The sequence below is a fragment of the Aestuariibius insulae genome, assembly GCF_040783535.2.
In the GTDB taxonomy this organism is placed as follows: domain Bacteria; phylum Pseudomonadota; class Alphaproteobacteria; order Rhodobacterales; family Rhodobacteraceae; genus Aestuariibius; species Aestuariibius insulae.
In genome coordinates this window covers 273,303-299,775 of sequence record NZ_JBFONW020000001.1, presented here as the reverse complement: position 1 = coordinate 299,775, position 26,473 = coordinate 273,303, and the positions used below count along the sequence as shown (strand labels likewise).

General features: G+C 52.6%; 26 protein-coding genes. 11 read left to right on the top strand and 15 right to left on the bottom strand.

The window, feature by feature from the left end:
* Nucleotides 1-285 precede the first annotated feature (285 nt).
* The 3 genes from AAD018_RS01475 (at nucleotide 286) to AAD018_RS01465 (ending at nucleotide 5,081) form a co-directional block, all read left to right on the top strand.
* Complete coding sequence (locus tag AAD018_RS01475; RefSeq protein ID WP_367313906.1) at nucleotides 286-2,364, top strand: 3-hydroxyacyl-CoA dehydrogenase NAD-binding domain-containing protein; 2,079 nt, start codon at nucleotides 286-288, stop codon at nucleotides 2,362-2,364.
* Entirely contained in the window at nucleotides 2,361-3,536 is a 1,176-nt protein-coding gene (locus AAD018_RS01470; protein ID WP_367313908.1) for an acetyl-CoA C-acyltransferase, read from the top strand. Before AAD018_RS01475 ends, AAD018_RS01470 begins: the two co-directional genes overlap by 4 nt.
* 792 nt (nucleotides 3,537-4,328) lie before the next feature.
* Complete coding sequence (locus AAD018_RS01465; protein ID WP_367313909.1) at nucleotides 4,329-5,081, top strand: hypothetical protein; 753 nt, start codon at nucleotides 4,329-4,331, stop codon at nucleotides 5,079-5,081.
* 333 nt (nucleotides 5,082-5,414) lie between these two features.
* Here AAD018_RS01465 and AAD018_RS01460 read toward each other — a convergent pair whose 3' ends face one another.
* The 3 genes from AAD018_RS01460 to AAD018_RS01450 all read right to left on the bottom strand — a co-directional run bounded on the left by AAD018_RS01460 (nucleotide 5,415) and on the right by AAD018_RS01450 (nucleotide 7,223).
* On the bottom strand, nucleotides 5,415-5,717 hold the full coding sequence (locus AAD018_RS01460; protein WP_412005158.1) for a hypothetical protein: 303 nt from the start codon (nucleotides 5,715-5,717) through the stop codon (nucleotides 5,415-5,417).
* Nucleotides 5,718-5,851: 134 nt separating this feature from the next.
* Nucleotides 5,852-6,835, bottom strand: a complete 984-nt coding sequence (locus AAD018_RS01455) for a SctD/MshK family protein (RefSeq protein WP_367313911.1) — start codon at nucleotides 6,833-6,835, stop codon at nucleotides 5,852-5,854.
* Entirely contained in the window at nucleotides 6,807-7,223 is a 417-nt protein-coding gene (locus tag AAD018_RS01450; RefSeq protein ID WP_367313912.1) for a hypothetical protein, read from the bottom strand. Before AAD018_RS01450 ends, AAD018_RS01455 begins: the two co-directional genes overlap by 29 nt.
* A gap of 394 nt (nucleotides 7,224-7,617) precedes the next feature.
* On the opposite strand from AAD018_RS01450, the gene AAD018_RS01445 reads away from it, so the two are divergent.
* The 4 genes from AAD018_RS01445 to AAD018_RS01430 all read left to right on the top strand — a co-directional run bounded on the left by AAD018_RS01445 (nucleotide 7,618) and on the right by AAD018_RS01430 (nucleotide 12,226).
* Nucleotides 7,618-8,487, top strand: a complete 870-nt coding sequence (locus AAD018_RS01445; protein WP_367313913.1) for a hypothetical protein — start codon at nucleotides 7,618-7,620, stop codon at nucleotides 8,485-8,487.
* Between the two features lie 121 nt (nucleotides 8,488-8,608).
* Nucleotides 8,609-8,797: a hypothetical protein gene (locus AAD018_RS01440; RefSeq protein ID WP_367313914.1), complete on the top strand. Its 189-nt coding sequence runs from the start codon at nucleotides 8,609-8,611 to the stop codon at nucleotides 8,795-8,797.
* 148 nt (nucleotides 8,798-8,945) lie between these two features.
* On the top strand, nucleotides 8,946-10,031 hold the full coding sequence (locus AAD018_RS01435) for a hypothetical protein (RefSeq protein ID WP_412005157.1): 1,086 nt from the start codon (nucleotides 8,946-8,948) through the stop codon (nucleotides 10,029-10,031).
* A gap of 74 nt (nucleotides 10,032-10,105) precedes the next feature.
* Nucleotides 10,106-12,226 carry an FHIPEP family type III secretion protein gene (locus AAD018_RS01430; protein ID WP_367313916.1) on the top strand — a complete coding sequence of 707 codons (2,121 nt, stop codon included), beginning with the start codon at nucleotides 10,106-10,108 and terminating at the stop codon, nucleotides 12,224-12,226.
* A gap of 4 nt (nucleotides 12,227-12,230) precedes the next feature.
* On the opposite strand, the gene AAD018_RS01425 is transcribed toward AAD018_RS01430, so the two are convergent.
* From AAD018_RS01425 to AAD018_RS01370, 12 genes are all read right to left on the bottom strand, one after another.
* Nucleotides 12,231-13,274 carry an EscU/YscU/HrcU family type III secretion system export apparatus switch protein gene (locus tag AAD018_RS01425; RefSeq protein ID WP_367313917.1) on the bottom strand — a complete coding sequence of 348 codons (1,044 nt, stop codon included), beginning with the start codon at nucleotides 13,272-13,274 and terminating at the stop codon, nucleotides 12,231-12,233.
* Nucleotides 13,271-14,083 carry an EscT/YscT/HrcT family type III secretion system export apparatus protein gene (locus AAD018_RS01420; protein WP_367313918.1) on the bottom strand — a complete coding sequence of 271 codons (813 nt, stop codon included), beginning with the start codon at nucleotides 14,081-14,083 and terminating at the stop codon, nucleotides 13,271-13,273. Before AAD018_RS01420 ends, AAD018_RS01425 begins: the two co-directional genes overlap by 4 nt.
* Before the next feature lie 6 nt (nucleotides 14,084-14,089).
* Nucleotides 14,090-14,320, bottom strand: coding sequence for an EscS/YscS/HrcS family type III secretion system export apparatus protein (locus AAD018_RS01415; RefSeq protein WP_367313919.1), 231 nt, complete (start codon nucleotides 14,318-14,320; stop codon nucleotides 14,090-14,092).
* Between the two features lie 42 nt (nucleotides 14,321-14,362).
* On the bottom strand, nucleotides 14,363-15,001 hold the full coding sequence (locus AAD018_RS01410; protein WP_367313920.1) for an EscR/YscR/HrcR family type III secretion system export apparatus protein: 639 nt from the start codon (nucleotides 14,999-15,001) through the stop codon (nucleotides 14,363-14,365).
* A 2-nt stretch (nucleotides 15,002-15,003) separates the two neighbouring features.
* A complete protein-coding gene (sctQ, locus tag AAD018_RS01405) occupies nucleotides 15,004-16,059 on the bottom strand; it encodes a type III secretion system cytoplasmic ring protein SctQ (protein WP_367313921.1) in 1,056 nt (351 codons plus the stop codon).
* Nucleotides 16,059-16,541 (bottom strand): hypothetical protein, encoded by a 483-nt coding sequence (locus AAD018_RS01400; protein ID WP_367313922.1) that lies wholly within the window; start codon nucleotides 16,539-16,541, stop codon nucleotides 16,059-16,061. The genes sctQ and AAD018_RS01400 overlap by 1 nt, the downstream gene beginning before the upstream one ends.
* Nucleotides 16,538-17,821, bottom strand: coding sequence for a FliI/YscN family ATPase (locus tag AAD018_RS01395; protein WP_412005156.1), 1,284 nt, complete (start codon nucleotides 17,819-17,821; stop codon nucleotides 16,538-16,540). The genes AAD018_RS01400 and AAD018_RS01395 overlap by 4 nt, the downstream gene beginning before the upstream one ends.
* 29 nt (nucleotides 17,822-17,850) lie before the next feature.
* Nucleotides 17,851-18,531 carry a FliH/SctL family protein gene (locus AAD018_RS01390; protein ID WP_367313924.1) on the bottom strand — a complete coding sequence of 227 codons (681 nt, stop codon included), beginning with the start codon at nucleotides 18,529-18,531 and terminating at the stop codon, nucleotides 17,851-17,853.
* The gene (locus AAD018_RS01385; protein ID WP_367313925.1) at nucleotides 18,528-19,112 is read right to left on the bottom strand and encodes a glycoside hydrolase family protein; all 585 of its coding nucleotides are present in this window, start codon (nucleotides 19,110-19,112) and stop codon (nucleotides 18,528-18,530) included. Before AAD018_RS01385 ends, AAD018_RS01390 begins: the two co-directional genes overlap by 4 nt.
* Nucleotides 19,113-19,116: 4 nt before the next feature.
* On the bottom strand, nucleotides 19,117-19,938 hold the full coding sequence (gene sctJ, locus AAD018_RS01380; protein ID WP_367313926.1) for a type III secretion system inner membrane ring lipoprotein SctJ: 822 nt from the start codon (nucleotides 19,936-19,938) through the stop codon (nucleotides 19,117-19,119).
* A gap of 147 nt (nucleotides 19,939-20,085) precedes the next feature.
* Nucleotides 20,086-20,832 (bottom strand): hypothetical protein, encoded by a 747-nt coding sequence (locus AAD018_RS01375; protein ID WP_412005155.1) that lies wholly within the window; start codon nucleotides 20,830-20,832, stop codon nucleotides 20,086-20,088.
* Between the two features lie 167 nt (nucleotides 20,833-20,999).
* A complete protein-coding gene (locus tag AAD018_RS01370) occupies nucleotides 21,000-21,635 on the bottom strand; it encodes a response regulator (RefSeq protein ID WP_367313929.1) in 636 nt (211 codons plus the stop codon).
* Nucleotides 21,636-22,197: 562 nt separating this feature from the next.
* Here AAD018_RS01370 and AAD018_RS01365 point away from each other — a divergent pair.
* The 4 genes from AAD018_RS01365 (at nucleotide 22,198) to AAD018_RS01350 (ending at nucleotide 26,464) form a co-directional block, all read left to right on the top strand.
* Nucleotides 22,198-23,229 (top strand): LacI family DNA-binding transcriptional regulator, encoded by a 1,032-nt coding sequence (locus AAD018_RS01365; RefSeq protein ID WP_367313930.1) that lies wholly within the window; start codon nucleotides 22,198-22,200, stop codon nucleotides 23,227-23,229.
* A 107-nt stretch (nucleotides 23,230-23,336) separates the two neighbouring features.
* The gene (locus AAD018_RS01360; protein WP_367313931.1) at nucleotides 23,337-24,638 is read left to right on the top strand and encodes an ABC transporter substrate-binding protein; all 1,302 of its coding nucleotides are present in this window, start codon (nucleotides 23,337-23,339) and stop codon (nucleotides 24,636-24,638) included.
* Between the two features lie 116 nt (nucleotides 24,639-24,754).
* Nucleotides 24,755-25,621 carry a carbohydrate ABC transporter permease gene (locus AAD018_RS01355; RefSeq protein WP_367313932.1) on the top strand — a complete coding sequence of 289 codons (867 nt, stop codon included), beginning with the start codon at nucleotides 24,755-24,757 and terminating at the stop codon, nucleotides 25,619-25,621.
* 12 nt (nucleotides 25,622-25,633) lie between these two features.
* Nucleotides 25,634-26,464 carry a carbohydrate ABC transporter permease gene (locus AAD018_RS01350; protein WP_367313933.1) on the top strand — a complete coding sequence of 277 codons (831 nt, stop codon included), beginning with the start codon at nucleotides 25,634-25,636 and terminating at the stop codon, nucleotides 26,462-26,464.
* The last annotated feature ends 9 nt before the right edge of the window (nucleotides 26,465-26,473 follow it).

The window sequence follows — 26,473 nt, the reverse complement described above, 5'->3', positions numbered from 1 at the left end:
CGTCACATAAACAGTGCTGCCATAGATAGCTTCTGCCCTCCAAATACCCCTGAGCCAGCTACAATTTGCAGAGCTGGGCGAGTGCAGCGCGCTGGTTTGCCTCTGCACAGAGGGGAGGGCCCGCTCCCCCAATTCTGTGTCCAACCCAAAGGACGTTTCGCTCGTATCAGGCTTAGCTCCACACCGGTCTTCCAATATCACAGAAGCCGTCGCAGTCTGGTTCCACGCAAACGAACGAAGGACAGGCCGTCACCCGACCCCTGTCCTCCGGGAAAGAAAACAGAGATGAACAATCCTGTCCGCCTTGATCTAGAGAACGGTATCGCTGTCGTTACGATCGACAATCCACCGGTCAACGCGCTCTCGCATGCCGTTCGCGCCGGTCTGCTCCGCATGATCGACACAGCCGAAGCGGGCGGCGCACAGGCAATCGTTCTAATCGGCGCAGGTCGCGACTTCATCGCGGGAGCGGATATCAGCGAGTTCGGCAGTCCGCCGAAGGAGCCCTATCTCCCCGATCTTTGCCGCCGGATCGAAAAATCCTCCTGCCCGGTGATTGCCGTTCTGCATGGAGCGACCCTTGGTGGCGGCCTGGAGGTCGCTCTTTCCGCTCACTACCGTGTTGCAACACAGACCGCTCGGATTGGCCTGCCAGAGGTGCTTCTTGGCATCATTCCAGGCGCCGGAGGCACCCAACGTTTGCCGCGATTGACAGGAGCGGAGGCAGCGCTCGATCTGATCACGACAGGACGCCACGTGACTGCCAAGACTGCGCTAGAGCTGGGCATTGTCGACCATCTTGCCAATGCGCCGCCCAAGGAGGCCGGACTTGCTTTTGCGGAAAATATCAAAGGACAGGGGCAAAGACCCACATCTGATCTTCCGCAACCGGATGCCGCGGATTTCGACGCCTGGTACAGCCGCATGGAACAAGTACATCGCGGCCAGAGCGCGCCAAAGACCGCCGTCCGTGCTATCGAAGCAGCCTCTTCTCTTCCGTTTGAGGAAGGTCTCCTTCGCGAACGTGACCTCTTCCTCACCCTGATGGACAGCCCTCAACGCGCGGGGCTGATCCATGCCTTCTTCGCTGAACGCGCCGTTTCGAAGCTTCCCGAGCTGAAGGAGACCAATCCCCGCGACATCCACACCATTGGCATTCTTGGCGGTGGTACGATGGGCGCCGGGATTGCGGCGGCTTGTCTGCTGAAGAGCCTTCCTGTGACGCTTGTCGACAGGACTAGGGCTGCCGCAGATGCCGCCCGCGAGCGGATCGCGCAGAGCATCCAAGGCGCTGTCAAACGGGGGAAGCTGGAAGATGCCGCGCCTGTCATGGACCAGCTTGTGACCACGGCGGAGGACCTCGATCTGGCAGATGCAGATCTGATCATAGAGGCTGTTTTCGAAGATATGGAAACCAAGCACGAGGTTTTTGCCCGGCTTGACGCCATCTGCAAACCGGGCGCCATCCTTGCGACAAATACCTCCTACCTCGATATCAACGTCATCGCAGCCCGGACCTCGCGGCCCGAGGATGTGATCGGACTGCATTTCTTTTCACCCGCTCATATCATGAAACTGCTCGAGATCGTTGTCGCCGACAAAACGGCTCCGGACGTCATCGCGACAGGTTTCTCGTTTGCGAAGCGATTGGGTAAGACGGCAGTGCGGGCTGGAGTATGCGATGGCTTCATCGGCAACCGAATTCTGTCACGCTATCGAATGGCTATGGATAACCTCGTTCTTGACGGGGCGAGCCCATACCAGATCGATAACGCTTTGACCGAGTTCGGCATGGCGATGGGGCCGTTCGCAGTGGCGGATCTGGCGGGCCTCGATATTGCGTGGGCCGCAAGAAAGCGTAAGGCCGCAAGCCGCACTCCCTATGAGCGCATTCCGACCTTTGCCGACCGGCTCTGCGAGATGGGCCGTTTCGGCCGGAAGACGGGACAGGGGTTTTATCTTTATTCCGAAAAGGCACCGCAAGGCATTCCTGACCCGGAGGTAGAGGCGATCATCGCAGAGGAACGCGCCAAGGCCGATATCATCCCGCGCGACTTTCGCGACGACGAGATCGTCCTCCGGTTCATGCTCGCGATAGTAAACGAGGCGGCCTACATCCTTGACGACGGCATTGCCCGCCGCCCGCTTGATATCGATGTCACCCTTGTCTACGGCTATGGATTTCCTCGCTGGCGCGGGGGTCCCATGCATTGGGCAGACCAGGCAGGACTAGGACGTCTTCTCGACAGCTTGCACACGCTCCAAGACGAAGACCCTCATTTCTGGGCCATCGCTCCATTACTCAGCCGCCTTGCCCAGAGCGATCAAAGCTTCGCCGACTTGAATAAGGGGATGTCCCGATGAGGGAAGCCGTCATTCTTTCAACCGCCCGGACCGGCCTTGCCAAGGCACATCGCGGAACGCTGAACCGAACGCATGGCGCAACTATGGGAGGTCATGTCATCCGTCATGCTGTCGACCGGGCGGGAATTGATCCAAGCGACATTGAAGATTGCGTGATGGGCTGCGGCTATCCCGAAGGCGCAACCGGTCGCAACATCGCGCGCCAATCCGCGATCAGGGCCGGGCTGCCGGTCACTGTCGCCGGTATGACGGTCAACCGGTTCTGCGCTTCAGGTCTTCAAGCGATTGCCATGGCAGCCCAAGCCATCACGTCCGACGGCGCTCGGGCCATGATCGCGGGAGGCGTCGAAAGCATTTCGCTCACTCAACCGCCGCCTGTCGATCCGCGCGAAGACTGGATCGACGGGAACAAGCCAGAGCTTTACCTGCCTATGATCGAGACAGCCAATATCGTCGCGGAGCGCTACAATGTGAGCCGAGAAGATCAGGACATTTACGCTTTGCGCAGCCAGACACGTATCGCTAAGGCGCAGGATGCCGGTCTTTTCGACGATGAGATCGTTCCGATGGATGTGACGATGGCCGTCAAGGACCGAGAGACCGGGGAGATCACGGAGACGCAGGCGACGCTTGTCGGCGATGAATGCAATCGCCCGGGCACAACGCTCAAGGGTCTCGCATCTCTCGATCCCGTACGCGGCCCCGGAACGTGTGTAACCGCAGGCAATGCAAGCCAGCTATCAGATGGAGCCGCCGCCTTGGTTCTAATGGATGCAAAATCAGCAGAGCGGCGAGGGCTCGAGCCTCTCGGCGCATTTCGCGGCTTTGCCGTCGCTGGCTGCGAGCCGGACGAGATGGGGATCGGTCCGGTCTTTGCGGTTCCGCGCCTTCTGGAGCGGCACGGTCTGACAGTGTCCGATATCGATCTATGGGAGCTGAACGAAGCCTTCGCATCTCAGGCGCTGTATTGCCGTGACAGACTGGGGATCGACGATGCGATCTGCAATGTAAACGGCGGTTCAATAGCGATTGGCCACCCGTTCGGTATGACAGGAGCCCGGATGACCGGCCATCTCCTGCGCGAGGGCCACCGACGCGGCGCAAGACTCGGCGTCGTGACCATGTGCATCGGCGGCGGTATGGGGGCCGCTGGCTTGTTCGAGATCTACTAGGAAGAGCAGTCTTATCAGTTCAGGTTGCGCACACCAGAAGTTGTCTTTCGGAAAGCAGACCAACACCCTTACCGGAAAGTGATGTACGACGCTTTTACGCTAGTCATATGGAAGCGATCGGTTCTTAGTGATCAACCTGAAGATATCAACTATCCGAAATCTTATAATGTCTAACATCATCCTTGATATGCTCTTTATATAACATGTTCTTTTTATAATTGTAATATTCTAATCTAAAATCATATGATAACCATAAAGAATATCTATAGGAACACAAAGAGTAGGAAATTATTCATAAGAATAAATATAACTATAAAAAATTCTTTTCTTGAGATATACCCATTAAAAATAGACGGCTATAAATAATAAAGTAAATAGACCCCTTATTAATGTGCTAGATTGAAAAATATTATTTAAATAATTCGTGTAATTAAGCTAACTATGATATATCCTTTAAATTTTACCCGGTAAGGTAGAAGTAGTAATGATTTACAACATGAACCATGTTGTAGATATTAATCTTCTACATGTTTCTTTACAAACTATTTTAATTAGTATGCGCCATACCGCAGAGTAATTTTCTAAATATATATCAATATAACTTCCTAGGTATGCTTACGTACAAATATAGGTAAATAATATTATATCGGAGTAGTGTTTTATTCATTGCTTGCGATAATATATACTACTAAACAATAAGCAAAAACCTGGTCTTTTCACAGCGGCTTAAGGGTCGATCGTAGACGCCGGCGTATGAAGTTATAACGCCGTAGATTATTGGAGACGATTGCGATGTCCGATATATTTAATAGTAGCAGTCTATCTTTCGATCCCGCATCTCAAGAAATTATCGATGAAGATGATCCGCTCGCGATAGAGTTTGCTTTAACTGATAGGAAAGTCTCACGATCTCAGCGTCGCCCACCAGCAATGAGTGAGAATGAGGATGATATCGACAATGGTGAAGATGAGTTGATCGAAGATATTACTGCCGCAGTAATTGACTCACTAGAAACACAGCTTGATAGTGACCAAGGTAGAGAGAACCTTGCAAATGATATTGATGGCTTGCAATCAAACGAGCGGAACGATCTCGAAACTCAAGCCATTGAGAGAACGCTCCAGGAGTTCGATAATGCGAATCCTTTAATCTCTAAGATTATTTTTATTGAAAGAGATCAACGAAATAAAATTATCTCCGATTCTGGTCAAGAGAGAATAATAGAACTAGGTCATTCAAAGGATTCACAGACTTTCAAGATGAAAAATAGAGACACCGTTCTTGTTGTTGCAGGGGATCTGACTCTATCGGAAGCTCTAAACGAAACGATAGATACTCTAATACTTATAATTGAGGATATAGCAATCGCCAACGGCGTGAATACGAATGAGTCTAATTTAAGATATTCACTCGAGAGATCAGTGGCGCTTCTCGCTCTTGATTACGTATTATCTTATAACGGTCCGAAATTCGATTTTCTTATTATTAAAGAGGAAATACAGAGCTTATTAAAGGTTCCACTTCTTGACCTAGATTCTCACTAGATATGCCTACTGCTCAATAAGTAGCTTACTTCGAAGATGGAGTTGTTCCAGTGGCGAAGTAAGCTCTCCAGACAGGAGCTCGATTTTATCTAAGGCACGAAGGCAGTCCTGATAGTTCTTTAACCGCGAGGCTACAATAGCACTTAACTCAAGCGCTTTGATACTCTCAGGATTAATCCAAAGCGCGAGAGCGAGAAGCTTCCGACAAGACTCGAAGCGATGAAAGGTGTAGTGAGTCGCCGCCAAAGAAATCAGGAGCTTCAGATCAGTGAGGTCACGGACGGAAGCAGGAGAAACGGCGTCCTCTTCCGAAGTCTGATGGACAAGCATTTGCTAGCTGACCCCGCTATTTGGAGATGTGATAAAGAGAAATTCCATCATTCTAGCGAGATCTGCCATAAGGGCATGACCTTCCTGTGCGCTAGGATCGCAGGATGCACTAACTTCCGCCTCCCGCCGAACGACAAACTCTGCGATGGCATATGCCATATCGAGCGTTCCGCCATTCAGCGTCGGTTCAATCTCACCCAGCATGATAGCGTCAAGCGGAGCGTTCTCCTCCGAAATATCTCTGAAAAATTGAAGCTCAGGAGGGCGACGGACAGTAGAAGAAATCGTCGGAAGCGGCTCTGGCATGAGGATGCTGAGAGCTGATGTCAGTCCAGCTCCCGCTTCAATGTCCCGAGCTGCCCTTTCCGATGCAATCCCACTGAGATCCTGATGACCTCGCTCAACCCGGCTCATAGCTTATCCACTCTCCAAAGCTTAGATCAATAGCCAACTGTCATTTGCTCGCCACGTCGAGCAAGCATCAATCCGTCAGGTGTGATTTCCTTTATGACCCACTCATCGATGATTTTATCACCAACGCGCAAACGCTCTCCACTTGATAGAATCAACTGAGGTTCGCCGCTTAGCTTTACGAGCGAGATCGCAGGCAAACCAATCAAGTCACGGCTTACCGATACCGCAGAGAGAATGAAATCGTCGAACCCCTGACGATCATAATTCGCACGAAGATCGTTCCATTCATCGATACGCGAAGGAGGGAGTGTTCCGGTTACAGAGATTGAACCTGGCCGTTGCTGAACGATATCAACGTAGTCGGAAAGACCCGCCCGCGTCACAAGGTCATCCAAGACAGTGAGAGCGCTCTGCTTCATAACGGTCTCATGGATAAGTGACGGGTCGGGTTCAGACGAAATTTCACGGACGAGAGCATCGCCGGGCCACGATGTTGTTTGCCAAATGAAGAACCCCATCGCAACACAGCTGATGACTGCGAGGCTGCCGAAGAGCGCTGCTTCGCGATGATCTTTCTTCAAAGAGGTATCGGGGTCGAAAAGCTCAACTTCAACGCCACCAAAAAAGAGACGAGCCGGAAGACACACCTCAGTTTCTGATTTTAGCGGCTTTCCGTTGAGCTTTGCGTCGGCACGGTATGTCGATACACGAACAATCGTGCCGAGATATGACGCCTCGCATTCTACGCGTATCTCAGGCCCAACTACCTCTTCGTCTACGAGCATCACATCGTAGATCGGTTCGCTTCCTATACGAAATCTTTGAGTGTTGAGTACGGTTTCGCTTCCTTCGTGAAGTCCAGAATGGATACGTACCCCGATAGCGCAATTGACCGAGATACGCTCGACTAGATCGCCACGCATCTCTGCCAGTTTTATGCCGACAAATGATCTATAGGTGCTGAGCGCTGTCATTAGATTATTAATTACCTCGGAGAAGCTGAGAGACATCTTGTTGTGTTCGACGCGCGATCGCCCAAGCGACCTGGAAGTTTGTTAGTTCCAGATAGAGCTTCTGAAATCGATCTTCGATCTCTGCAGTTTCTTCGCCTGGCGTTGCTTCCTTTGACGGCGTACCAGGACGGGTCACATCAGACATCATCTCGTTCTTGACCTCTCCAACCGATCCCTGACGCAGTTCATCCATAAGGTTTTGATTGGACGCTTCGGTTCCCGGCGGCACAGCGACCTTACTTGCCGCCAACTCCATCGCACTATTGAGATGACCTATACTTTTCGCCTCACGTGAGGCTTCGCGGGTCAGATCGGCAAGTTGTGTTTGTGTCGCGGAAGGATCAGATTTACTTGCTCCATCGATCGAATCAACATTTCCGTCCATGATATGCCCCTATTCATTCATCTCATTGATCGTGTCCCACATAAATTCGTCAACAACAACGATCTGAATTATAGCTAACAAAGCCTCCTCCAAGATAATTTCATCTTCGGGTGTAAGCTGATTATTTTCCGAGTTCTCAACCGATAGCGGTGACATTGAAGCGTCCTTTCAAGGCATCGAGTCGCTTGATGCATAGAGGCGAGCTTACGACCCACATCTAGAGATCTACATCCGTCGTAGTCCGTAATTCTCTACGTAGTCACGGTCTATGTCGTTAAGGACGCGAGTCTGTTTTCAGAACGTTGGCGCACGATCGTGGCGCCCGTTTCGCATACCAGAGCAGTGGCATCTCTTCTTAATATGAAGCAGCAGCCAAATTTCTTGAAGGCGAGAGATGTTAAGACAAGTTTCAAAAGCATTTTCAACCTGTGCCTATGGTCTTTTTGGCATCAACAGCGTCGTACAGGCGGAGGGTATACCTGCATTTCAAATTCTAGACGACACACCTTATACCTATGATACGATCGGTAATCTCCCAGACAAAGGGAACATCTTTACGGTAATTCAGAACGAAAGCCTTACACAAAAAAACGAGCGATATGAGTTTCAAAACTTAGGTGTTCGATCACCCGATGTGAATGGTTCCGATAATAGTAATTCTAGCTTAACGAACACTACTTTCATTGTAGAAAGCCAACTGACTGACCCAAATGACTCCACAGCTTACAAGGTAGACGAGAATATCGCACGTGAAGCAGAAGCCCAACAACCTCATGATTACTTTGTCGTCAATCAGTCATTGAAAGACTTTATCTCTATTTTAGCTGGAAGTACGAGTAGCCGGATAAATGTCAGTGAGAATATCCGAACTAAAATTTTCAATAGCCGCGTCACCGGAAATCTAGACGAGATTATGAGTTGGATTGAGGCGCGTCATGACGTTGACTGCTTCGAGTTTAACGGCACCTACTATCTCTCTGCTCGCAGTGAAGCAAAGACCCGCGTTGTGCATCTTGGAGACATGACGGCAGAGGATGCACGAGCATCACTGACCGATGCCGGCCTCAACGATACAGATTACGCACTTCACATCACCGCAGGAGGAAGTGCGGTTGCCCTATCGGGGCCGCCTCGGCTGCTAGCAGTAGCAGAAACCATCATTGAGGCCTTTCCTGCTGCGAAAGACGGACCGCCTGGTCCCAAGATTCGGGTTCGTCGTGGAATTGAATTGTCTCTCGAAAGTATTCTAGATCCAGACAGTTAACTTCGAGGAGATCGATCTTCGTGAGACCGTATATCTTACGAAATGCCCTAAATATAAAAGGGCGTAATCGCCGGATTAAATCCGGCACATTCGGCCAAAAGGCCTAACTAAGGAGAAGACCATGGGAACCGTTACCTCACCAGAGCACAATGCTGGAAGCCCCGAGGAAGTAAACGATGCAGCTGCCCAAGATCTTGAGGATCGGGCGAATACGCTGTACCTCAAAGTCATGGATATGAATATGGATTTTCAGGAAGCCACCGCTGGCGCTAAGGTTGCGAAGGATCAATCCGGTAAGGTTCAAGGCTAAACTGAGGAGTATGGAGCGCATTATTGCGCTCCATATATCGCCGGAAAGATATGGCAATCGCTGCTCTGGACTGGATTTATGGTCCACGCTTTCAGGGCACATAACATCTGGCCTGATGATGTTGAAGTTGCGTCATCCCCAGAATTAGATGATGGAGTTCAAAATGAGTGAGGCCCACCCGATTGCTGGGAGTCCAGAGCCAACCACTAACCATGATTATGATAACGCTGAACAGATAGTTCAGGCTCTTGTCGATGGCACAGACCTTCAAGGTGTCATTAATTTCGAGGGCTTGAGCAATTTTGTTGAATTGATCCGGCCTAACGTTGATACGCTGCAAGGAGAATCCTTAAAGGCTCTTGTGACACCAGGTCAGAATGTCGGGAACACGCTGACAAACGGAGTCCTTCTTGCCGGTGATTACCTCCTATCTGACAACGGCCAATACAAAGTAGTTTTTCAGGAAGACGGTAATCTCGTTGTGTATAATACCACGACAGGGGAGGCGACATGGAGTTCTGGAACACACTTCAACGCTATTGCTGGACAAATGGTAGTTCAATCAGATGGGAACCTCGTAGTTTATGACTACTCCGGTGAAGCTGAGTGGAACAGCGAAACCTATAGCAGTGAGGGGAACGTGAACCGCAGTTTCACGCTCGCTATGCAAGATGACGGAAATCTAGTTGTCTACGACGATCCGGGAGTTGCTCTATGGTCGAGTCAGACTGGAAAGATTGGTGAGGCGGCTATCAAATCGGACGATTGGTCCGATCTCCAATCGCTGGAATATATCGCCAGTTACACTGACCTTATGGATGCTTACGGCGCCGACTCCGACATGGGCCGGACCCACTATAGCTCCAGCGGCGAAGTCGAAGGACGGGAGACTACCTTCTCGAGCGCAGACTACCTCGCTGCCAACCCTGACGTTGACGAGTACTTCGGCGGCGATCTTGAGGCGGCGGCTCGTCACTATATCGATACCGGCCGAAACGAAGGTCGTGACATAGCTCTGCCCGAGGCAGAAACTGCTGAAGTCGACGAGGGGACTGTTGATTCACCTGAACACAACTCTGGATCCCCAAATGAGGTCAACGATGCAGCTGCCAGCGATCTCGAGGACCGAGCGAACAAACTCTACCTAAAGGTCATGGATATGAACATGGATTTCCAAGAGAATACTGCAGGCGCTAAGGTTGCAAAGGATCAATCTGGTAAGGTCCAAGGCTAAAACTAGAAGGCAACGAGAAGGGGGCTATACGCCCCCTTTTTCTTTTTCCAACCGTTCATCTCGGGGGAGTTAAGATGCGCAAGGACCTGCTTCTGATTGCCATCATCGTCGCTACGTTGACACTGATGGTCATCCCACTCAGTCAGGACATAATCGATGTTCTTCTGGCGTTGAACATCTCGATTTCCGTTCTTCTTCTCATGGTCGCTCTTTACCTGAAGCATCCCTCTGACTTTTCCACCTTTCCATCGGTTATCCTGATCGGAACGGCGTTTCGCCTGGCCTTATCCGTCGGTACAACACGTCTTATTCTCAGCGAAGCGGATGCTGGACAGATCATCGAAACGTTCGGTGATTTCGTCGTTAGCGGATCTGTGGCCATTGGCCTGGTCATTTTCCTGATCATTACGGTTGTCCAGTTTCTGGTTGTCACCAAAGGCGCGGAAAGAGTCGCCGAAGTGGGCGCGCGTTTTGCTCTCGATGCGCTACCCGGCAAACAACTGAGCATCGATGCCGAGCTTAGAGCCGGAAATCTCGAGGCCGATGAGGCGACCGCCATGCGTCAGCGCCTCGATAAGGACAGTCAGTTCTTTGGCGCTATGGATGGTGCGATGAAGTTCGTTAAGGGTGATGCCATTGCAGGCCTCATCATCATCTGCATCAATCTTCTTGGCGGCATTGCCGTTGGCATGAGCTTGCACGGATATGGCTTTGGAGAAGCTGTAGGCGTTTTCTCACTGCTTACTGTCGGCGACGGACTTGTAGCACAAATTCCGGCTCTCCTCATGTCTCTGTGCGCAGGTATCATCGTTACTCGCGCTGCGGGTAAGGACAACGACGATCTGGGTACAGATATCTCGAAGGAGCTTGTCTCTGATCCCAGAGTTCCGTCGGTTGCCGCCATGGTCGTGCTGGCCATTGGCTTTATTCCCGGCTTCCCGACTATGGTTTTTACAGTGATGAGTATGGTCCTTGTGATAGCGGCCGTTCTCTTGCGGCGTCGCCTTGCTGCGATCGAGCCAGACGGGACAGAGGCTCTCGACGGAGAGATCGAGCTTCAGGACGATCCAGGATCTGCGGCAGCCACGGACGAAGTGTCATTGTCTGTAAGCGATCGTTTCAAGCTTATTCTCTCAGAGGATGCAGCTGAGACACTCGATCTCGCCAGCTTGGAGCGTCAGCTGTCCGATGCCTTTCAACGTCTCACCGCGACGAGAGGCGTCCCCTTCCCCCGCGCCGCGGTCACGACATCTTCGATTATCGGAGGGACCGGTTTCATTATTGAACTCGATGAAGTTCCCATTTTTCAGAACAGCTTGGAGCCAGACTGCATTCTCGTTCAGGGTGGCAATGACGTGCCGCGGCTCTTGAATAGGGATCCGGCTAGCGTGGTCGATGTCGATTGGCCAAGCTTTCACGGCGTTTGGGTTGCCGATGCCTTCAAAAGCGAACTGGAAGGACTCGGTGTCGAGGTCGAGTCTGTCGAACCGGTTCTGGCTCGACTGACCTTCCGCCTCTATGAACGCAATCTCGGAACGCTCTTTTCGCAAGCTGTTTTCTCGGAAGTTGTCGAACACGCTCGTCTGGCGGAGCCGGGTCCAATGGAAGAAGTCGAAGCAAAGCTCGCCCGGCCTGCGCTCTATCAGGTCCTGCGTTATCTCATTGAGGACGGGATACCCATCCGCCCAATCGGCCTCCTCGTTACGTCGCTGCACTACTGGCTTCATGCCGATAACAACAATCCGACACCGGTTATCCTTGCAGAATGCCTTCGGGGTGCCATGAAGCGTCAGCTTTGCTTTAGAATCTCCGGGCCTGACCGGATCTTAGGCGTGGCCCTTCTGGATCCGAGCATCGAGACATTGGCGCGGCAGGGCCTTGCCCAAGCGAAGCGTACCGAAACCAATAGCGTGGTGAACGACGGTCTTATCTTCGAGCCTGAAGTAAATGACGAGCTTTTGACGCAGTTTCGGGCGCTGATCCCATCCGAGGGTGAAGGTGGTCGCCATATCGCTATCGTCGCTGCGGCAGACTTGCGCCGCAGGTTCCGGAACTACCTTGCCTCGCATAACCTACACATGTCGGTTCTAGCCCCACATGAACTTTCGTCGGAGATAACGACCTACCCGGTAGAAGTAATAAAGCTCGAACGCACTCGTCGGCGCGTGTCAGGCGACTTGAAGAAGTCGGCATAAGCGACTAGCGCTTCGAAAAGAGAGCTCGAAGCGCTAGTGCAAATTCCTCGAAGATCTCTGAGTCGATCGCATCGCCGGGAGATTTCTTGAGGCACGTCTTTACAATGAAGTCATGCTGCATCTCGGGCATTCCGCGCTCCCGAACATTCTCTCTGAGATCGCGAACCTTCTCAGAGCTCGTTCCCTTTGCGGTCACCCTGGGAAGCGGCGCATGCTCCGGATGATATCGGATAGTGACCGCTCCCTCGGGAGAGAAGAAGCACATATTTGCCCGCCCTGGACCAATGGCATCTGCAGACTTGCTGTCCTCGGATGCACGCCGACGGCGCTCCTTCCGGATCTCGGGTGTTCCACCTTGCTCCTTTCGCTCTTGCTTGACCTCACTCTTGGTCATCATCTGCTCCGATAGAAAGAGTGAGCGCTGAACAATCATATCAGCTCCAGCAGATAACAAAAAAACCATCACAGCTCCCAATACATAGAACCATGCAAGTGGTTCGACTACTTTTGTACTGCAGCCGATTGAACAGCTAAAAAGGCTGAAGAGATCTGGAATAATGAGGTATGCGCAAAACGACGCGAAAGTTAGCCAAATGACAAGACGAACAGACGAGATACCGGTTTCAACCCAACCACGCTTTCCATAGATTCGCTTCAAACCGGTCATTGGCGAAATACGATCGATTTGGGGAGTCACTGGTTTAAATGCAAATACGATTCCTTTGTTGTAGATAATGGCAACTATAACTGAAACAAAGATACTCAAGCCAAGTATTGGTCCGAGAATGAGCGTCATCAGCCTCGAATATGTAGATGCTGCAGAATCTAGAGCATCAAGAAAGTTCTCCTGCATCATCTCGAAAGGAAATCGATAGAAATCAAGAATTCGCCCAAGAAAAACAGCCGCCAAGCCAGCTAGGACAAGAAGACCGACTGCAGCACCTACAAGACCAGACAGCTCTTGCGAGCTTGGCACTGATCCATCTTCGCGCTGCTTTCTTAGCTTTCGAGCACTTGCCTTCTCCGTCTTTTCTTCACTTTCGCTCATTCGATAATCGCCTCGAACATGTTTTGAAGGATAGAAAGATCAACGACACTCGTTTCAGAGAATGACGACACAAACCATGCTACGATAGGCAGGGTAAGTATGGCGGCAGTATTCTTGATAGGGAAGGCCATATCATAAAACCCGAACTTCCGAGCCAATCTTGCTGCAACAGAAATAGCAATCTCAATAGTAACAAGAAGAGCTAAAAGAGGGATTGAAATTTGTATCGCCGTTACGAGGGTTATTTGCAGAAGATCGACCATAACCAAGCCAGCCTCCATCGTGAAAGCCGGTAAGGCACCCGATACTGGCCATACGCCATAGGTTGCATAGAGAAGACCAACGAGGTCCCATAGTCCTCCCATGGAAAAGAAGACTGAGAACCCGATAACGAGATAGAGAACAGAGAATGTCTGTAGCGTGCCGCCCGTCGGATCGGTTTGCCCTCCATCGCTCTCTCCCCTGAAAGAGTCTGTAATCGCGCCGGCATACTGCAGTGCGAAGAAAGGCAATGACGCAAGAAAACCAATTCCGTACCCTACTCCAAACTCCTTTACGGCGGCAAGCGCCGACAATAGTGGAAGTGTCGCTTGGATAATCTCCTCGACCCCCGGCGCATTCACGACAAACATTGGAAGGCCCAATGCCAGAGCGATAGACATCCGAAGCAAAACTGCCTGCCCCACACCCCAACTGATTGGCAAAAAACCGAAAAGAAATCCGAGTGGTCGAAGGACTGTATAAAGTAGCATCGCATAGAACCCCTCAAACCCATTTCGAGTGAGGATATCCACAATCTCTTCGTTCATAGCGAGCTATCGAACAATCATATGGAAGTCATTGAAGACGGTTCGAGTTGAAGTCAAAAGAGGACCGACAAGAGCACTACTAAAAGAGATCAGAATAATCGCGATGGCGGCAATCTTCACCGTCTGAGATAGTGTTTGATCTTGTATCTGCGTGATGGCCTGAAAGAACGCCACAAGCAGTCCACTTACTGTCGCAACGGCGAGCGGAATACCTGCCAGAATCGCCACATCCAACATGAACGCGATCAAGAGAGTCGCGAAAGACTCTTCAGGCACGGGTCAGGCCGTATAGGTCAACACGAGACCCTCCACTAAACGAGCCCATCCGTCCACAAATACAAAAGTCAGCAGTTTAAAAGGAACAGCAATGATATTGGGTTGTACCATCTGCATACCTAGAGCCATGAGGATGCCTGTAACTGCGAGATCAATCGCAATGAACGGGAGATAGAGTAGAAACCCGATTCGAAAGGCTTCTGTGAGCTCTGAAATCATGAATGCGGGGACCTGTATGACAAAGTCGTTCTCCGACCCTGTGATACCGGATCCGCTCCAGACTTCGTTTGAGATATCAACGAAGAAACCAAGGTACTCGGCATCTATGTTCGCCACCAAAAACCGCTGAAAAGGAGCGACCCCAGCATTCCAAAGGTCGAACATCCCCTGAACTGTCTCGATACTGGCATCGCTTTCGATAACGGCTCCAAGAGAGGCCGAAAACACAGGCATTGAGATGAATATCGAGATAAAGAGGGCAAGAGCGAGCAAGATGATGTTCGACGGGACTTGCTGTAGGCCCAATGCCTGCCGGACTACCATCATTACAATCGAGATTTTTGCGAAGGACGTAAGGGTCACTATTGCAAGCAGAAAGAAGCCCGCGACGAAACCAAGTATGAGAGGGCCGGAAAACTCCATGTTCAGACGAAACGAACCACACGAACACCGAACCGGTCATCTAGTTGGACAAGCTCGCCGACCGCGATCGCGGATCCGTTCACCATCAGCGTGACTTCGCTTGGGAGATCGGTCGAGAACGGTAAAACTGCTCCTTCTGTGAGCGCGCGGACCTCCGCCAGGTTCATCTCCTTTCGGTCAAGCTCCACTGAGATCGTAACGGGCAGATTTTCGATAGGGCTAGCGCTGTGCTGAGCCGGGGCCTCCGCTAAGGTCGTCATATCCATTGTTTCCTTGTTGTGTGATGTCTTGTATTCAAACGGCCCCTTTTGCCGGAGCTTTCCGTCTTTCGGTTCAATGGAACCCGTAAGAAAATCCGCAACACGAAGGCGAAAGGCAGAGGGCTTGCGCCAAGCTGGATCGAGCGTAAGGGCGTCCCCGAGCTCGAGAGCCTCGTAGTCTCTGACCGACAAGGTCAGATCGGGAGCCATGAGGCTGACAGAAAACTTCGTGTCGTTGAGCGCTTTGGGAATGGGCAGGTCTCTACCGGTAGGAAGTAGGTTCGAAATCCTATCAATAAGAGCGTCATCGCATTTTAGAAGGACCGGAATTTGCGGACGATCTGGGATCTCCACAAACATCCCGAATCCTTTTTTTGGTCTCTTACCGACCGACACCTCCGTCAATGTGATTGGAAGATCCAGCAATGATTCAAGACGGGAAATCGGAAGCGAGAGCAGGTGTTCTAGCACAAGAGCCAAACGCTTTTCGCAAAGGACAGCAATATCCTGATCGCAGCCGTATACTTCCAGCAAAACCTGCAGGAAATCTTCCGGCATAGCGATGGTGAATGATCTGTCGCCAACACTCCCCGCGACCTTGAGACAGCCTTTGGAGGTCCACGTCACCTCCCCCGCTTTCAAAACCGATCCAGATGTACCGAGTTCGACACTCAATCCCTTCAGACGAGCTTGAACATCGTTTCTCTTTTGATCCGCAGAGGTAACCCGCTTGAGTTTTGGCCAACGAAAGCCCCGTATACGCTGCTCCGCTTTGTCGATCTCCTCGTGAAGTCCCACTATGACATCCTCCAGCCGGCCATTTCCGCGACTTCATCCTCTGCAGCCAAATTCAATCGGCGCTCGAGAATGCGTTTCTCTTCAACCGATAGACGTTCGAGCCGATCTCTCCGATTGCTCAATGCTTGGCATATTCGAGCGGCACTGGTGCGCTCGCCTTGCGCTTCCTTCACCCGGGTTTGCGACCGAACGGCGGTGAGCTCGGCGCTAGCGGCGACCTTCCGTGCTTCAGAAGCACCTGCAATTATGCCCGTAAATGCATTTGCTGGATCGGTCGTCTCACCCATGTCGAGGAAGCGCTCGCTGACATAGCTATCCGCACGCTCGGTCAAGCTGTCGAAATCCGCTTCTGCCTGCTTTGCTGTATCTTGGCGCTGTTGGTAAAGCTGATGGGCCACGGACAGTTGCGCTTCTGCTCGTTTGAGACGCGCTTGAGCCAATGCCTGCAGACGTTTAATTTGTCCGATTTTTCCGGTGGTCATATCGCCCGCCCCAGTTGCTCGATAAGCTCGCTAGGCACCGTTTTTTCGTCAGCACTCTGCCTTAGAAATGCGTCGATCCGAGGTTTTGCGGAAACTGCCGCATCTGCATCTCGATCCCCTCCAGCCTTATACTCACCAACCTGAAGCAGGATCTCGATTTCCTTATATTTCGTCAGATGGCGACGTAATTTGATCGCCATATCCTGATGATCCTTAGCGGTGACCGCAGACATGATCCTGCTCAGCGATGCAGAGATATCAATCGCCGGGTAGTGCCCCGCGGCTGCAAGCGCAGGGCTAAGCATCACGTGTCCATCTGTGAGACTTCGTACCTCTTCGGCAATTGGATCGCCTTCACCGTCCCCTTCAATCAACACCGTGTAGATTGCGGTGATATCGCCAACCTCGCTTCGTCCCGCTCGTTCAATCAGGGCGGGTAAAGCGGGGTAAACCGACGCCGGATATCCACGCCGTGTCGGGGGCTCGCCAGCGGCTAAACCGATCTCCCGTAACGCTCTTGCTGTCCGGGTCAGGCTGTCGATGAGCAGAAGGACCGACTTTCCCTCATCTCTGAACCGCTCGGCCACCGCAGTTGCGCTTTGCGCGCAAAGGGCTCGCTCGACAGGAGACCGATCAGACGTCGCAGTGACCACGACAACCTTTCTCCTTTTATCAGCCGGAAGCTCTCTCTCGGTAAACTCGCGCACTTCCCTGCCGCGCTCACCGACCAAACCGATCACGATAACATCTGCCTCTGAGTATCTCGCGATAGCCGCCAGAAGCGTCGACTTACCAGCCCCTGGGGGACCAAAGAGCCCAATGCGCTGACCACGACCCAAAGTCAGGATCCCATCGATGGCCCGTAGTCCCGTTGCAAACTTGGTATCGATCAGAGGGCGCGATGCCGCGCATGGTGCTGCGGCACGTACTGCTTGCGCCTTCGTGTCGCCAGTTACAGGGCCGCTTGCATCGATTGGCTCGCCAAATGCATCAATCACTCGACCAAGAAGGCCAGATCCGACCGGAATTGTCAGCGCGCTGTCCTGAAGTCTTACAGGTGCATGAGCTTTAAGACCTTCCATCGAACTGAAGGGACTTAGGATCGCATGCGGACCGGACACTCCGATTACCTCTGCCAAAAGCTGTCCATCGCCTTGGTCGATCTTGCACAGCGCGCCGATACTAGCATTCTGAAGAGCGGCTCGAATGATCGGACCAGATATTTCGATCACTTCGCCAAAGATCTGTCGAAGGGTCGCTCGTGGGACAAGCGTTGTCATCCGTTCGACTGCCTGCACAACTTCGGAAGTCATTTGGGCGTATCCGAGTCACGATCAGCTTCATCCGGGATTTGCTCTTTGATCCATCGGGTCAGCGCAGATAGCTGGGTTTCGAGATCGATCTTAACTGAGCCCCCACCTCCATTCAGAATTAGAGACCCTTGCGCGATCGACCCATCAAAGCAGACTTCTTTGATCGCTTCGAAATGGTTTGGAAACTCATCCATTGCCGCGCGTGTCACATCACTGTCATCAGGATGAATACGCAAAGCAAGACCGCCATCGCTCTGTAGATCTCCAACGCCTTGCCGAACAATCCGCGCGATCACTTCAGCATCCGACAGCGTGCCGATGATCCGCCGGACCGAGCTTTCAACGAAATTCTCAAGCCAAGGAGTGAGAGCCTCGAACTCACGGCGGAGATCGGCGGCTTGCTCAAGCGCGGCGGCAAAAGCTTGAGCGCTGCGGGTGATCGCTTCCTGATCCATGAATTTCTTGAGCTGATCATCCGAAATCGATCTGATAAGTTCGGATTGCTCCTTTCTGGTCGCTTCAGCCCTTCGCAAAACGTCTTGAGCCTTGGCCTTTGCATCAGCGATGATGCGGTCGGCTTCTGACTTAGCAGCCGTTACGGTAGAGTTTGCGGCATAGATCTGATCCACCTCTTCCTTCGAAAGGCGGACTGCATGAAAGGCCTTCGACTCGCTCATGTTGCTTTCACTTCTTCAAGCTTGAGCTCAGAGATAACCGCCTCGAAAATCTTCGCACGCGCAACGGAAAGCGTTTGATCTTCTGCGGGCCCTACGACGCGCGGGAGGCGCAGAACACCATATTCCGCAAGAGGAGATGGAAACTGGCGCACCCAAGCGAAAAGACATAGACGCCCTTCCTCTTCGATCTCTGTCATCGTGCTTGGGGCGTTGATCAGGTTTGGCGACAAATGGTTGCGGTAGGAAAGCACCATCTGCAGGTCTTGCTTGTCGAAGGAGAACGGAGTGTCCGCTCGCCCTGGTCCGAGCACATTTTGAGCTAGTACCGGGGAACACCATGCTCTGCCGATAGCAAGGAAGACATGTTCATCGACACACCGGAGAATACGGTCCAACTGATTTACTTCATCGGAGTCGCATTCGCCCTCCAGGACGGTGCTGATCTCCGCCTTAACGAGATCACGCTCGATCCTTGACCAGAGCCGCCTATTCGCCCTGATCTCTTTCCTTAGTTGGGGATTTACGATTTCGGGAGCCCAACTTTGAAACCAAGTGCCGTGTATAGGTGTTTCGAGCTGCATTACTTTAGCTCCGCTTCGCGCGCGCCATCCATTTGCGCTCTGCTCGTACGTTGCTGACAGATCGCGAAGTGCGTGAGATCAAGCTGATAGTAAGAGTAAGTAGAACGATGAGCGGAAGCAGGAATTTTATGATAGGACCAAGATCCGTGCCGCCCCAACTGAGCGCCGACAGGATAGACATCTGCTGACTTTCTGTCTGAGGACCCATCGACGGAAGCTCAGTGGCCTTCACCTGAGGTCCTCCTGCGAGGAAGGACGCGACCGCCACATCATCATAGCTCAGATTGGGCATAGCATATGCCACGATCAGCTTGATCGAAGGAACATGCTCCTTGATATCAAGCTCGGGCTCATAATGAACCGTTACTGATGCCCGGGCTTTCGGCAGCTCTCGGTCATATCGTCCGCGAGGTGGTGACGTGACCAGAACACGTGCGTTCCGAATGCCATCGATCGATGTGATGGTGTTCGATAGCTCTTCATTCATCGCGTGCAGATATCGAGCTTGCTGCTCAAAGGGCGTGCCCACGATCCCCTCGGTGCTGAACACATCACCTAGCGAAAGAAACTGAGCTTTCGGATACCCTGCGTTTTTTAAAACTGTGACCGAGACAGGAACCTGGTCAGCCGATACAAGTATCGAGTACGCGCCTTTCTTTGTACGTTCCCGAGACGTATCGATGTTGACCGCAGCAAGCACGGCAACCATTTCGTTTGCTTCTCTTTCACCAAGATCCGAATACAGGACCTCTTTGCATCCAGATATGAACAGAAGGGAGAAGCCGACAAAGAAAACTCGTATCAAAGACTTGATTGAGGTTCGCACTATGGAATGCCCTCTCCTGCTCTAGATCTCGCCGAGATGGCGACTCTCCTCTAGAGCTTGAAAGAGGCAGGGACAAAATTCATTAGCGAGCAATACGTAGGGAAAGAGAAACTACGTAGACCGTTAAGTAGAAATTACATGTTGTGTTTATCTAAAGACCGCGTCGAGCAACTCTCCTTCCATCAGAATCTCTCCACGAGGTCGATTTCCGCCATGTTCAACTCCGGCGATGCCGCTCCCAAGCCTCAGGCTTTCCGTCAGTCTTGCCCCAATATCACCGCTGGCAAGCTCTACCCCAACGGTCTCGGCATATCCGGCTATCGCATCTGCATAGGCCTCTTGAGAAATAAGTAGCGTGTCCTTAAGCCCTAGACCTGACGCGACGAGGATTTGCGCGGGTTTGTTTTTCGGGAATACGATTGCCGCGCGGATACCGCTTGGAAGGCTTGCGATACCGTCCGCTACATTCGCGTCCGATGGAATCAAAATGAACTCCGGTTGGTGAAATGTCGTCTCCGCGGTCACTTCGACGTTGTCAGGCCTCGCAAGGTCACCAGTGATTTGATCGATAACAAGCTGTGCCTCCGGCGATCGGCCTTCACGCAGGTTCCCGTCGAGAACGTAGCCTATGATTTCGGCACCTTCCTCGGTTGCTGCAAAGTGTCGGAAACTGCGTCGCGCCAGTTGCGCCGCCTCCGAAAGGTCTTCCATTTCTTCATCGAATTTGGTGGCAGCTTCGCTGCTCGAGAAGTCCAGATGAGATAGATCAAACGGATCCAGATCGGTCCTGCCGTTAGACCTCATACGAAGGTCGCTATCCTCAAAGGAGAGGAAAATCTTACTGTTATCACTGCCACCGATTGTCGACATATCCGAGTTTCCCAGTCCCGTCATATGACGAGCAGCCTAAGCTGCTTGCCTGTTCAAGACTGCAGTTGACTACGATTTGCCGATTAAGTCTACGATTTAGACTACTCAAATCTATCGGTGCGCACCCGAGATTTCCCAGGAGCGGCGCAATTTAGTTCTGTAAAGGTACTGGAGCGAGCAATAAATTTGGCCTACAGCTGGTTCACTATTCGTGAAAGATCGCTGAGGCTACGGCTGTTCGTCTTGCGGTAGATAGAGTTCCGATGCGTCTCCACCGTCCGTACGCTGATCGATAGGTTTTCGGCAACTTCCTTAGTCTTCTGTCCCGATGTGCAGGCTTCAAGGATCTCGATTTCGCGCGGGGACAGACCGTAGATATTACCCGTACGGGTTATATTGCGTCGCAGACTAACGAACTCTGCAAGGTACTCGGTCGGTAGTAGAGTGTACCCCTCTGAAGCGGCTCGGATCGCATTCACAAAGTGAATACCCCGTGCCTGCTTCGGCATGAATGCGACGGCTCCTGCAGCAAGCGTCGAAAACGCGTCCGATGTTGTCGCATCCGAAGATAGGACGACAATCTTCATGTCCGAAAGAGTGCTACGAAGCTTCGATAGGGTCTCTGCACCTGACGGACGCTGCAACGAAAGATCCATCAGTAAGATATCTGGACGACAGCTCCGACAGACCTTTATGGCTGTGTACCCATCGGAAGCCTGACCGACAATTTCAACATTGCAGCTTGCAACAAGACGATTTGCAATACCTTCCCGAACAATCTCGTGGCTGTCTGCAATTACGACGCGAATGGCTGATTCTTCCGACATTTTCCCCCTCAAGTCAGACCGTGACACAGAAAGAAAAAACTCTCGATTCTGCGCATCCGTTAAGACACGATAACCATTCAATCACTTCTTACTTTCGTCAAGACCGGTCATAGTTCCGCCTAGAGTTAGACACGAAGACTGGCCCCTTCTCGCCGAAAGTCGCTCTGTATCGATCTGACGCTTTACGGGGAATCTTCTATATTTCAGAAACTTTATTGAGACTTGCGAGTAGTAAAGCACATCTTGGAGAAGTAACGCTCCCTAGCGAACACCGCATATCAATCGTGGATACTGATTAATTAATCAGATTTCTTAAGTGTCGAAAATAAGGCGATCTTCGAATCGACCAGTGGAAAATTTTGCCTTCATTCTCGCATACCGGTTATCGATGTATCGCCGCCCCTCCGGTCGGCATCTTGGCTCTCATGCCGCGGAGCATATCTCTCACCCCCACGAACTTCGCATCCCTTCACCGGTCTTTGCGCGCGACAATTTTAGGCCAGGCATGTAAAGTTCAAAACAGCTAAGATCCGTACCGTACTACGAAGGGAAACGAGAGCCCGTGTCCGACCCGAAGATCAAAAATATGGAGCACTTCGCCGAGATCAGCGGCCTTTCCCGTCCTACCGTTTCGAAGTATTTTCACGATCCGAAGAGCGTTCGCGCCAGTACTCGCGCTCGTATCGAAGCGACGCTCGAACGGTATGACTATCGCCCAAATATCTTCGCGATGAACCAGAACCGCCAGCTCACCAAAAACGTGGGCATCGTCGTCCCCTACCTCGCCGATCCTTTCTTTGCCGAAATCGTCCGTGTCATCGAACGCCGTTGTGTTGAGGCCGGGCTGTCGCCCTTCCTCTTCAATTCCCACGGTCAGCGCGATTACGAGATCGACATCCTGAACACCCTTCGGTCGATGAAGCCTGCCGGAGTTCTACTGGCGCCATTGGGACGCCAGTCCGACAAATCTGCGATCGAGGCGTTTTGCAAGGATGTCCGGACGGTTCTTTTCGATAGTAATCTCTATGACCTCGGACAGGCGTTCGTCGGATCGGATAACCGTAGCTTCGTGTCACAGACTGTGGAGTATCTGACGCGGACCGGTGAACCACCTTGCTTTTTCGAGATGGAAACCCCTGCAAACCCCAACGCGAACAAACGCCGCCTCGCCTATATCGAACTGATGGAGGGCCTGAATGTCGAACCACGCTTCGTCCGGGTCAAAGGTAGCGGCTGGGCATTCGAGGAGATCGGTCGCCAGGGCGCGCTAAAGGCTCTGGACGAGCGAGCCTTCACCACAGACACGGTCCTTTGCAGCAACGACCGCCTCGCAATCGGACTGCTATCGGCCTGCTTTGAGCGAGGCATCAAGGTCGGACGCGGGAACGATTGCGACCTGCGTGTCGCATCCCACGACGACCACCCGTTCTCTCGCTTTACTTGTCCGGCGCTCACGACGGCGGCTCATGACTACAGCGCAGTCTCGGACGAAGCCGTCGCAACCCTTTTTCGATTGATCGAGAATGGATCGCGAGAGGATCAGCGAACCGAGACACTTTTCCCGGCCAGACTTGTCATGAGAGAGTCCGCCTGACTTTTGGCTTCAGCTATAACTTTACGCGCGTAAAATATTTAATTGACGCGGCGATCCATCAGCTTCTACGCTGATGGATATAGCATCCAATGTCAGGGAGGATTCGGATGTCTTTGAGGAACGCACTTCGTGCGGCCACTGCGGTTGTCACTTTGACCGCGACCGGCGCACTTGCTGAGACACTTACTATAGCGACGGTGAACAACGGCGACATGATCCGCATGCAGGGTCTGACCGACGATTTCACCGAAAAGACTGGCCATGAGGTTGAGTGGGTTACGTTGGAGGAAAACGTCCTGCGTCAGCGGGTCACGACCGACATCACGACCAATGGCGGTCAATTCGATATCATGACGATCGGCATGTACGAGACCCCAATCTGGGGCGAAAACGGTTGGCTGGTACCGCTCGATGATCTGTCGGACGAATACGATGTCGACGATATCCTGCCGGCCATGGCGGGCGGTCTAAGCTTTGACGGTACGCTCTATGCTGCACCGTTCTATGGTGAAAGCTCGATGATCATGTACCGCACCGATCTGATGGAGCAGGCCAGTATGGAAATGCCCGAAGCACCCACCTGGGAGTTCATCGGCGAAGCTGCCCGCGCCATGACGGATCGCGACAACGAGATCTATGGCATCTGCCTGCGAGGTAAGGCAGGCTGGGGCGAGAACATGGCCTTCCTGACTGCGATGTCGAACGCCTTTGGCGCACGTTTCGTGGATGAAAACTGGGCGCCTCAGTATGACAGCCCAGAATGGAACGAGACGCTGACCTTCTATCTCGACCTGATGAACGATGCGGGCCCTCCGGGTGCGTCAAACAACGGTTTCAACGAAAACCTGTCGCTGTTTCAACAGGGCAAGTGCGGTATGTGGATCGATGCCACCGTCGCTGCGTCCTTTGTGACGAACCCCGAAGATTCGACCGTTGCTGATAGCGTGGGCTTTGCTCTGGCTCCGAATACCGGACTGGGTAAGAACTCCAACTGGCTCTGGGCCTGGGCCCTGGCGATTCCCGCCGGAACCGAGAAACAGGACGCCGCAAAAGAGTTCATCGAATGGGCAACTTCGAAAGAATATATCGAGCTTGTGGCTGAGAACGAGGGCTGGGCGAATGTACCTCCGGGTGCCCGTCAGTCTCTTTATGAGAACGCCAACTATAAAGACGTTCCGTTTGCGCAGATGACGCTAGAGTCGATCCTTTCTGCAGATCCGAACAATCCGACCGTGGAGCCTGTGCCGTATATCGGCGTGCAGTTTGCCGCGATCCCGGAATGGGCAGGTCTTGCCGGTCAGATTGGGCAGGAAATGTCCGCTGCGCTTGCCGGTCAGCAAACTGCCGAAGAGGCTCTTGAGAAAGCTCAAGCCATCGCGACCGAAGAATTGGAAGCCGCAGGCTACTAAGCCGCGCGTCCAACGAGGGCGGCAGCTTGCCCTGCCGTCCTCATCCCAGACCGAAGTTTTGCACGATTGCTCAACCACCGAACGCGATAGCGCGCTCATAGGAGAGGTGCACTTCCATGGCGACGAAAGCCTCACGTTCTGCCGCTCGTCTGATGATGGCCCCTGCCGTCATCCTGCTCTTGGGCTGGATGCTAGTGCCGCTGACCATGACATTGTGGTTCTCTTTCCGGCGCTACCTGCCGCTACGCGGAGGGGATCAGGGATGGACCGGCTTCGACAACTATGTCCGGTTTGTCACCTCATCCGCGTTCTGGCCTGCCGTCCAGGCAACGCTAGTCATTGTCGGTGGTGTGCTGATCATCACGGTCTGCCTCGGTATATTGCTCGCCATTTTGCTGGATCAGCCGATGTGGGGTCAGGGCGTCGTCCGCATTCTCGTCATCGCACCGTTCTTCGTTATGCCGACCGTGTCGGCATTGGTCTGGAAGAACATGTTCATGGATCCTGTGAACGGTCTTTTCGCACATATCTGGAGGTTCTTCGGAGCTGAACCTCTATCTTGGCTCAGCGAAGCTTCCATGCCATCGATCATCCTGATCGTTTCCTGGCAGTGGCTTCCTTTCGCGACACTGATCCTACTAACGGCGATCCAATCGCTCGATAGCGAACAGCTTGAAGCCGCCGAGATGGATGGCGCACCTAAACTCAAGCAGTTCTGGTTTATCATCCTCCCGCATCTGTCGCGCGCGATCACCATCGTGATCTTGATCCAGACGATTTTCCTGCTGTCGATCTTTGCCGAGATCTTCGTGACCACCGGCGGCGCCTTCGGAACGCGAACGCTGACCTACCTGATTTTCCAGCGTGTGCTCGAAAGCCAGAATGTGGGTCTGGGATCGGCAGGCGGTGTCTACGCTATCATTCTCGCCAATATCGTTGCGATCTTCCTGATGCGCATCGTTGGCAAGAACCTGGATAACTGAGGAGGATCGCAGATGGCACGCGCAGTCACGGCAAAACGCAAAGCGATTAACACTGCCATCGCCTGGACGATTGGTCTTCTGATCTTCTTCCCGATCCTTTGGACGATCCTGACCAGTTTCAAGACAGAGGCCGAGGCAATCGCCAGCCCGCCCTCGCTTCTGTTCTTCGACTGGACGCTAGAGAATTATGCCGTGGTGCAGGAGCGCTCGAACTACATGCGGTTTCTCTGGAACTCAGTCATCATCGCGGTCGGCTCCACACTTCTTGGCATTATCATCGCGGTCCCCGCCGCCTGGTCCATGGCCTTCGTTCCGTCCAAACGGACAAAGGACATCCTTCTCTGGATGCTGTCGACGAAGATGCTACCGGCTGTCGGTGTCCTGTATCCTATCTACCTGATCTTCATTCGGATGGGTCTGCTCGACAGCCGGGTGGGTTTGGTCGTTGTCCTGATGCTGATCAATCTGCCGATCATTGTCTGGATGCTTTACACCTACTTCAAGGAAATCCCCGGCGAGATCTTGGAAGCCGCCCGGATGGACGGCGCCACGCTCAGATCAGAGATTATCTACGTGCTGACGCCCATGGCGATCCCGGGCATCGCATCAACCGTGCTGCTCAATATCATTCTCGCCTGGAACGAGGCCTTCTGGACCTTGAACCTTACGGCGGCAAATGCAGCTCCACTAACCGCCTTCATTGCAAGCTACTCAAGCCCCGAGGGTCTTTTTTATGCCAAGCTCAGCGCCGCCTCGACCATGGCGATCGCACCGATCCTCATCCTTGGCTGGTTCAGCCAGAAGCAACTCGTCCGGGGTCTGACCTTCGGCGCGGTGAAATAGGACGCAGAC

What these genes read in the sequence shown, in the direction of transcription:
- AAD018_RS01455 (WP_367313911.1), bottom strand. Translation starts at nt 6,835, where the DNA reads ATGTCTCTCAGCTTCTCCGAGGTAATTAATAATCTAATGACAGCGCTC.
- AAD018_RS01425 (WP_367313917.1), bottom strand. Translation starts at nt 13,274, where the DNA reads ATGAGCGAAAGTGAAGAAAAGACGGAGAAGGCAAGTGCTCGAAAGCTA.
- AAD018_RS01465 (WP_367313909.1), top strand. Translation starts at nt 4,329, where the DNA reads ATGTCCGATATATTTAATAGTAGCAGTCTATCTTTCGATCCCGCATCT.
- AAD018_RS01430 (WP_367313916.1), top strand. Translation starts at nt 10,106, where the DNA reads ATGCGCAAGGACCTGCTTCTGATTGCCATCATCGTCGCTACGTTGACA.
- AAD018_RS01375 (WP_412005155.1), bottom strand. Translation starts at nt 20,832, where the DNA reads ATGACGGGACTGGGAAACTCGGATATGTCGACAATCGGTGGCAGTGAT.
- AAD018_RS01445 (WP_367313913.1), top strand. Translation starts at nt 7,618, where the DNA reads ATGTTAAGACAAGTTTCAAAAGCATTTTCAACCTGTGCCTATGGTCTT.
- AAD018_RS01355 (WP_367313932.1), top strand. Translation starts at nt 24,755, where the DNA reads ATGGCGACGAAAGCCTCACGTTCTGCCGCTCGTCTGATGATGGCCCCT.
- AAD018_RS01450 (WP_367313912.1), bottom strand. Translation starts at nt 7,223, where the DNA reads ATGGACGGAAATGTTGATTCGATCGATGGAGCAAGTAAATCTGATCCT.
- AAD018_RS01470 (WP_367313908.1), top strand. Translation starts at nt 2,361, where the DNA reads ATGAGGGAAGCCGTCATTCTTTCAACCGCCCGGACCGGCCTTGCCAAG.
- AAD018_RS01390 (WP_367313924.1), bottom strand. Translation starts at nt 18,531, where the DNA reads ATGAGCGAGTCGAAGGCCTTTCATGCAGTCCGCCTTTCGAAGGAAGAG.
- AAD018_RS01410 (WP_367313920.1), bottom strand. Translation starts at nt 15,001, where the DNA reads ATGGAGTTTTCCGGCCCTCTCATACTTGGTTTCGTCGCGGGCTTCTTT.
- AAD018_RS01475 (WP_367313906.1), top strand. Translation starts at nt 286, where the DNA reads ATGAACAATCCTGTCCGCCTTGATCTAGAGAACGGTATCGCTGTCGTT.
- AAD018_RS01385 (WP_367313925.1), bottom strand. Translation starts at nt 19,112, where the DNA reads ATGCAGCTCGAAACACCTATACACGGCACTTGGTTTCAAAGTTGGGCT.
- AAD018_RS01370 (WP_367313929.1), bottom strand. Translation starts at nt 21,635, where the DNA reads ATGTCGGAAGAATCAGCCATTCGCGTCGTAATTGCAGACAGCCACGAG.
- AAD018_RS01420 (WP_367313918.1), bottom strand. Translation starts at nt 14,083, where the DNA reads ATGAACGAAGAGATTGTGGATATCCTCACTCGAAATGGGTTTGAGGGG.
- AAD018_RS01360 (WP_367313931.1), top strand. Translation starts at nt 23,337, where the DNA reads ATGTCTTTGAGGAACGCACTTCGTGCGGCCACTGCGGTTGTCACTTTG.
- AAD018_RS01415 (WP_367313919.1), bottom strand. Translation starts at nt 14,320, where the DNA reads ATGTTGGATGTGGCGATTCTGGCAGGTATTCCGCTCGCCGTTGCGACA.
- AAD018_RS01435 (WP_412005157.1), top strand. Translation starts at nt 8,946, where the DNA reads ATGATGGAGTTCAAAATGAGTGAGGCCCACCCGATTGCTGGGAGTCCA.
- AAD018_RS01395 (WP_412005156.1), bottom strand. Translation starts at nt 17,821, where the DNA reads ATGACAACGCTTGTCCCACGAGCGACCCTTCGACAGATCTTTGGCGAA.
- AAD018_RS01460 (WP_412005158.1), bottom strand. Translation starts at nt 5,717, where the DNA reads ATGCCAGAGCCGCTTCCGACGATTTCTTCTACTGTCCGTCGCCCTCCT.
- AAD018_RS01400 (WP_367313922.1), bottom strand. Translation starts at nt 16,541, where the DNA reads ATGACCACCGGAAAAATCGGACAAATTAAACGTCTGCAGGCATTGGCT.
- AAD018_RS01440 (WP_367313914.1), top strand. Translation starts at nt 8,609, where the DNA reads ATGGGAACCGTTACCTCACCAGAGCACAATGCTGGAAGCCCCGAGGAA.
- AAD018_RS01350 (WP_367313933.1), top strand. Translation starts at nt 25,634, where the DNA reads ATGGCACGCGCAGTCACGGCAAAACGCAAAGCGATTAACACTGCCATC.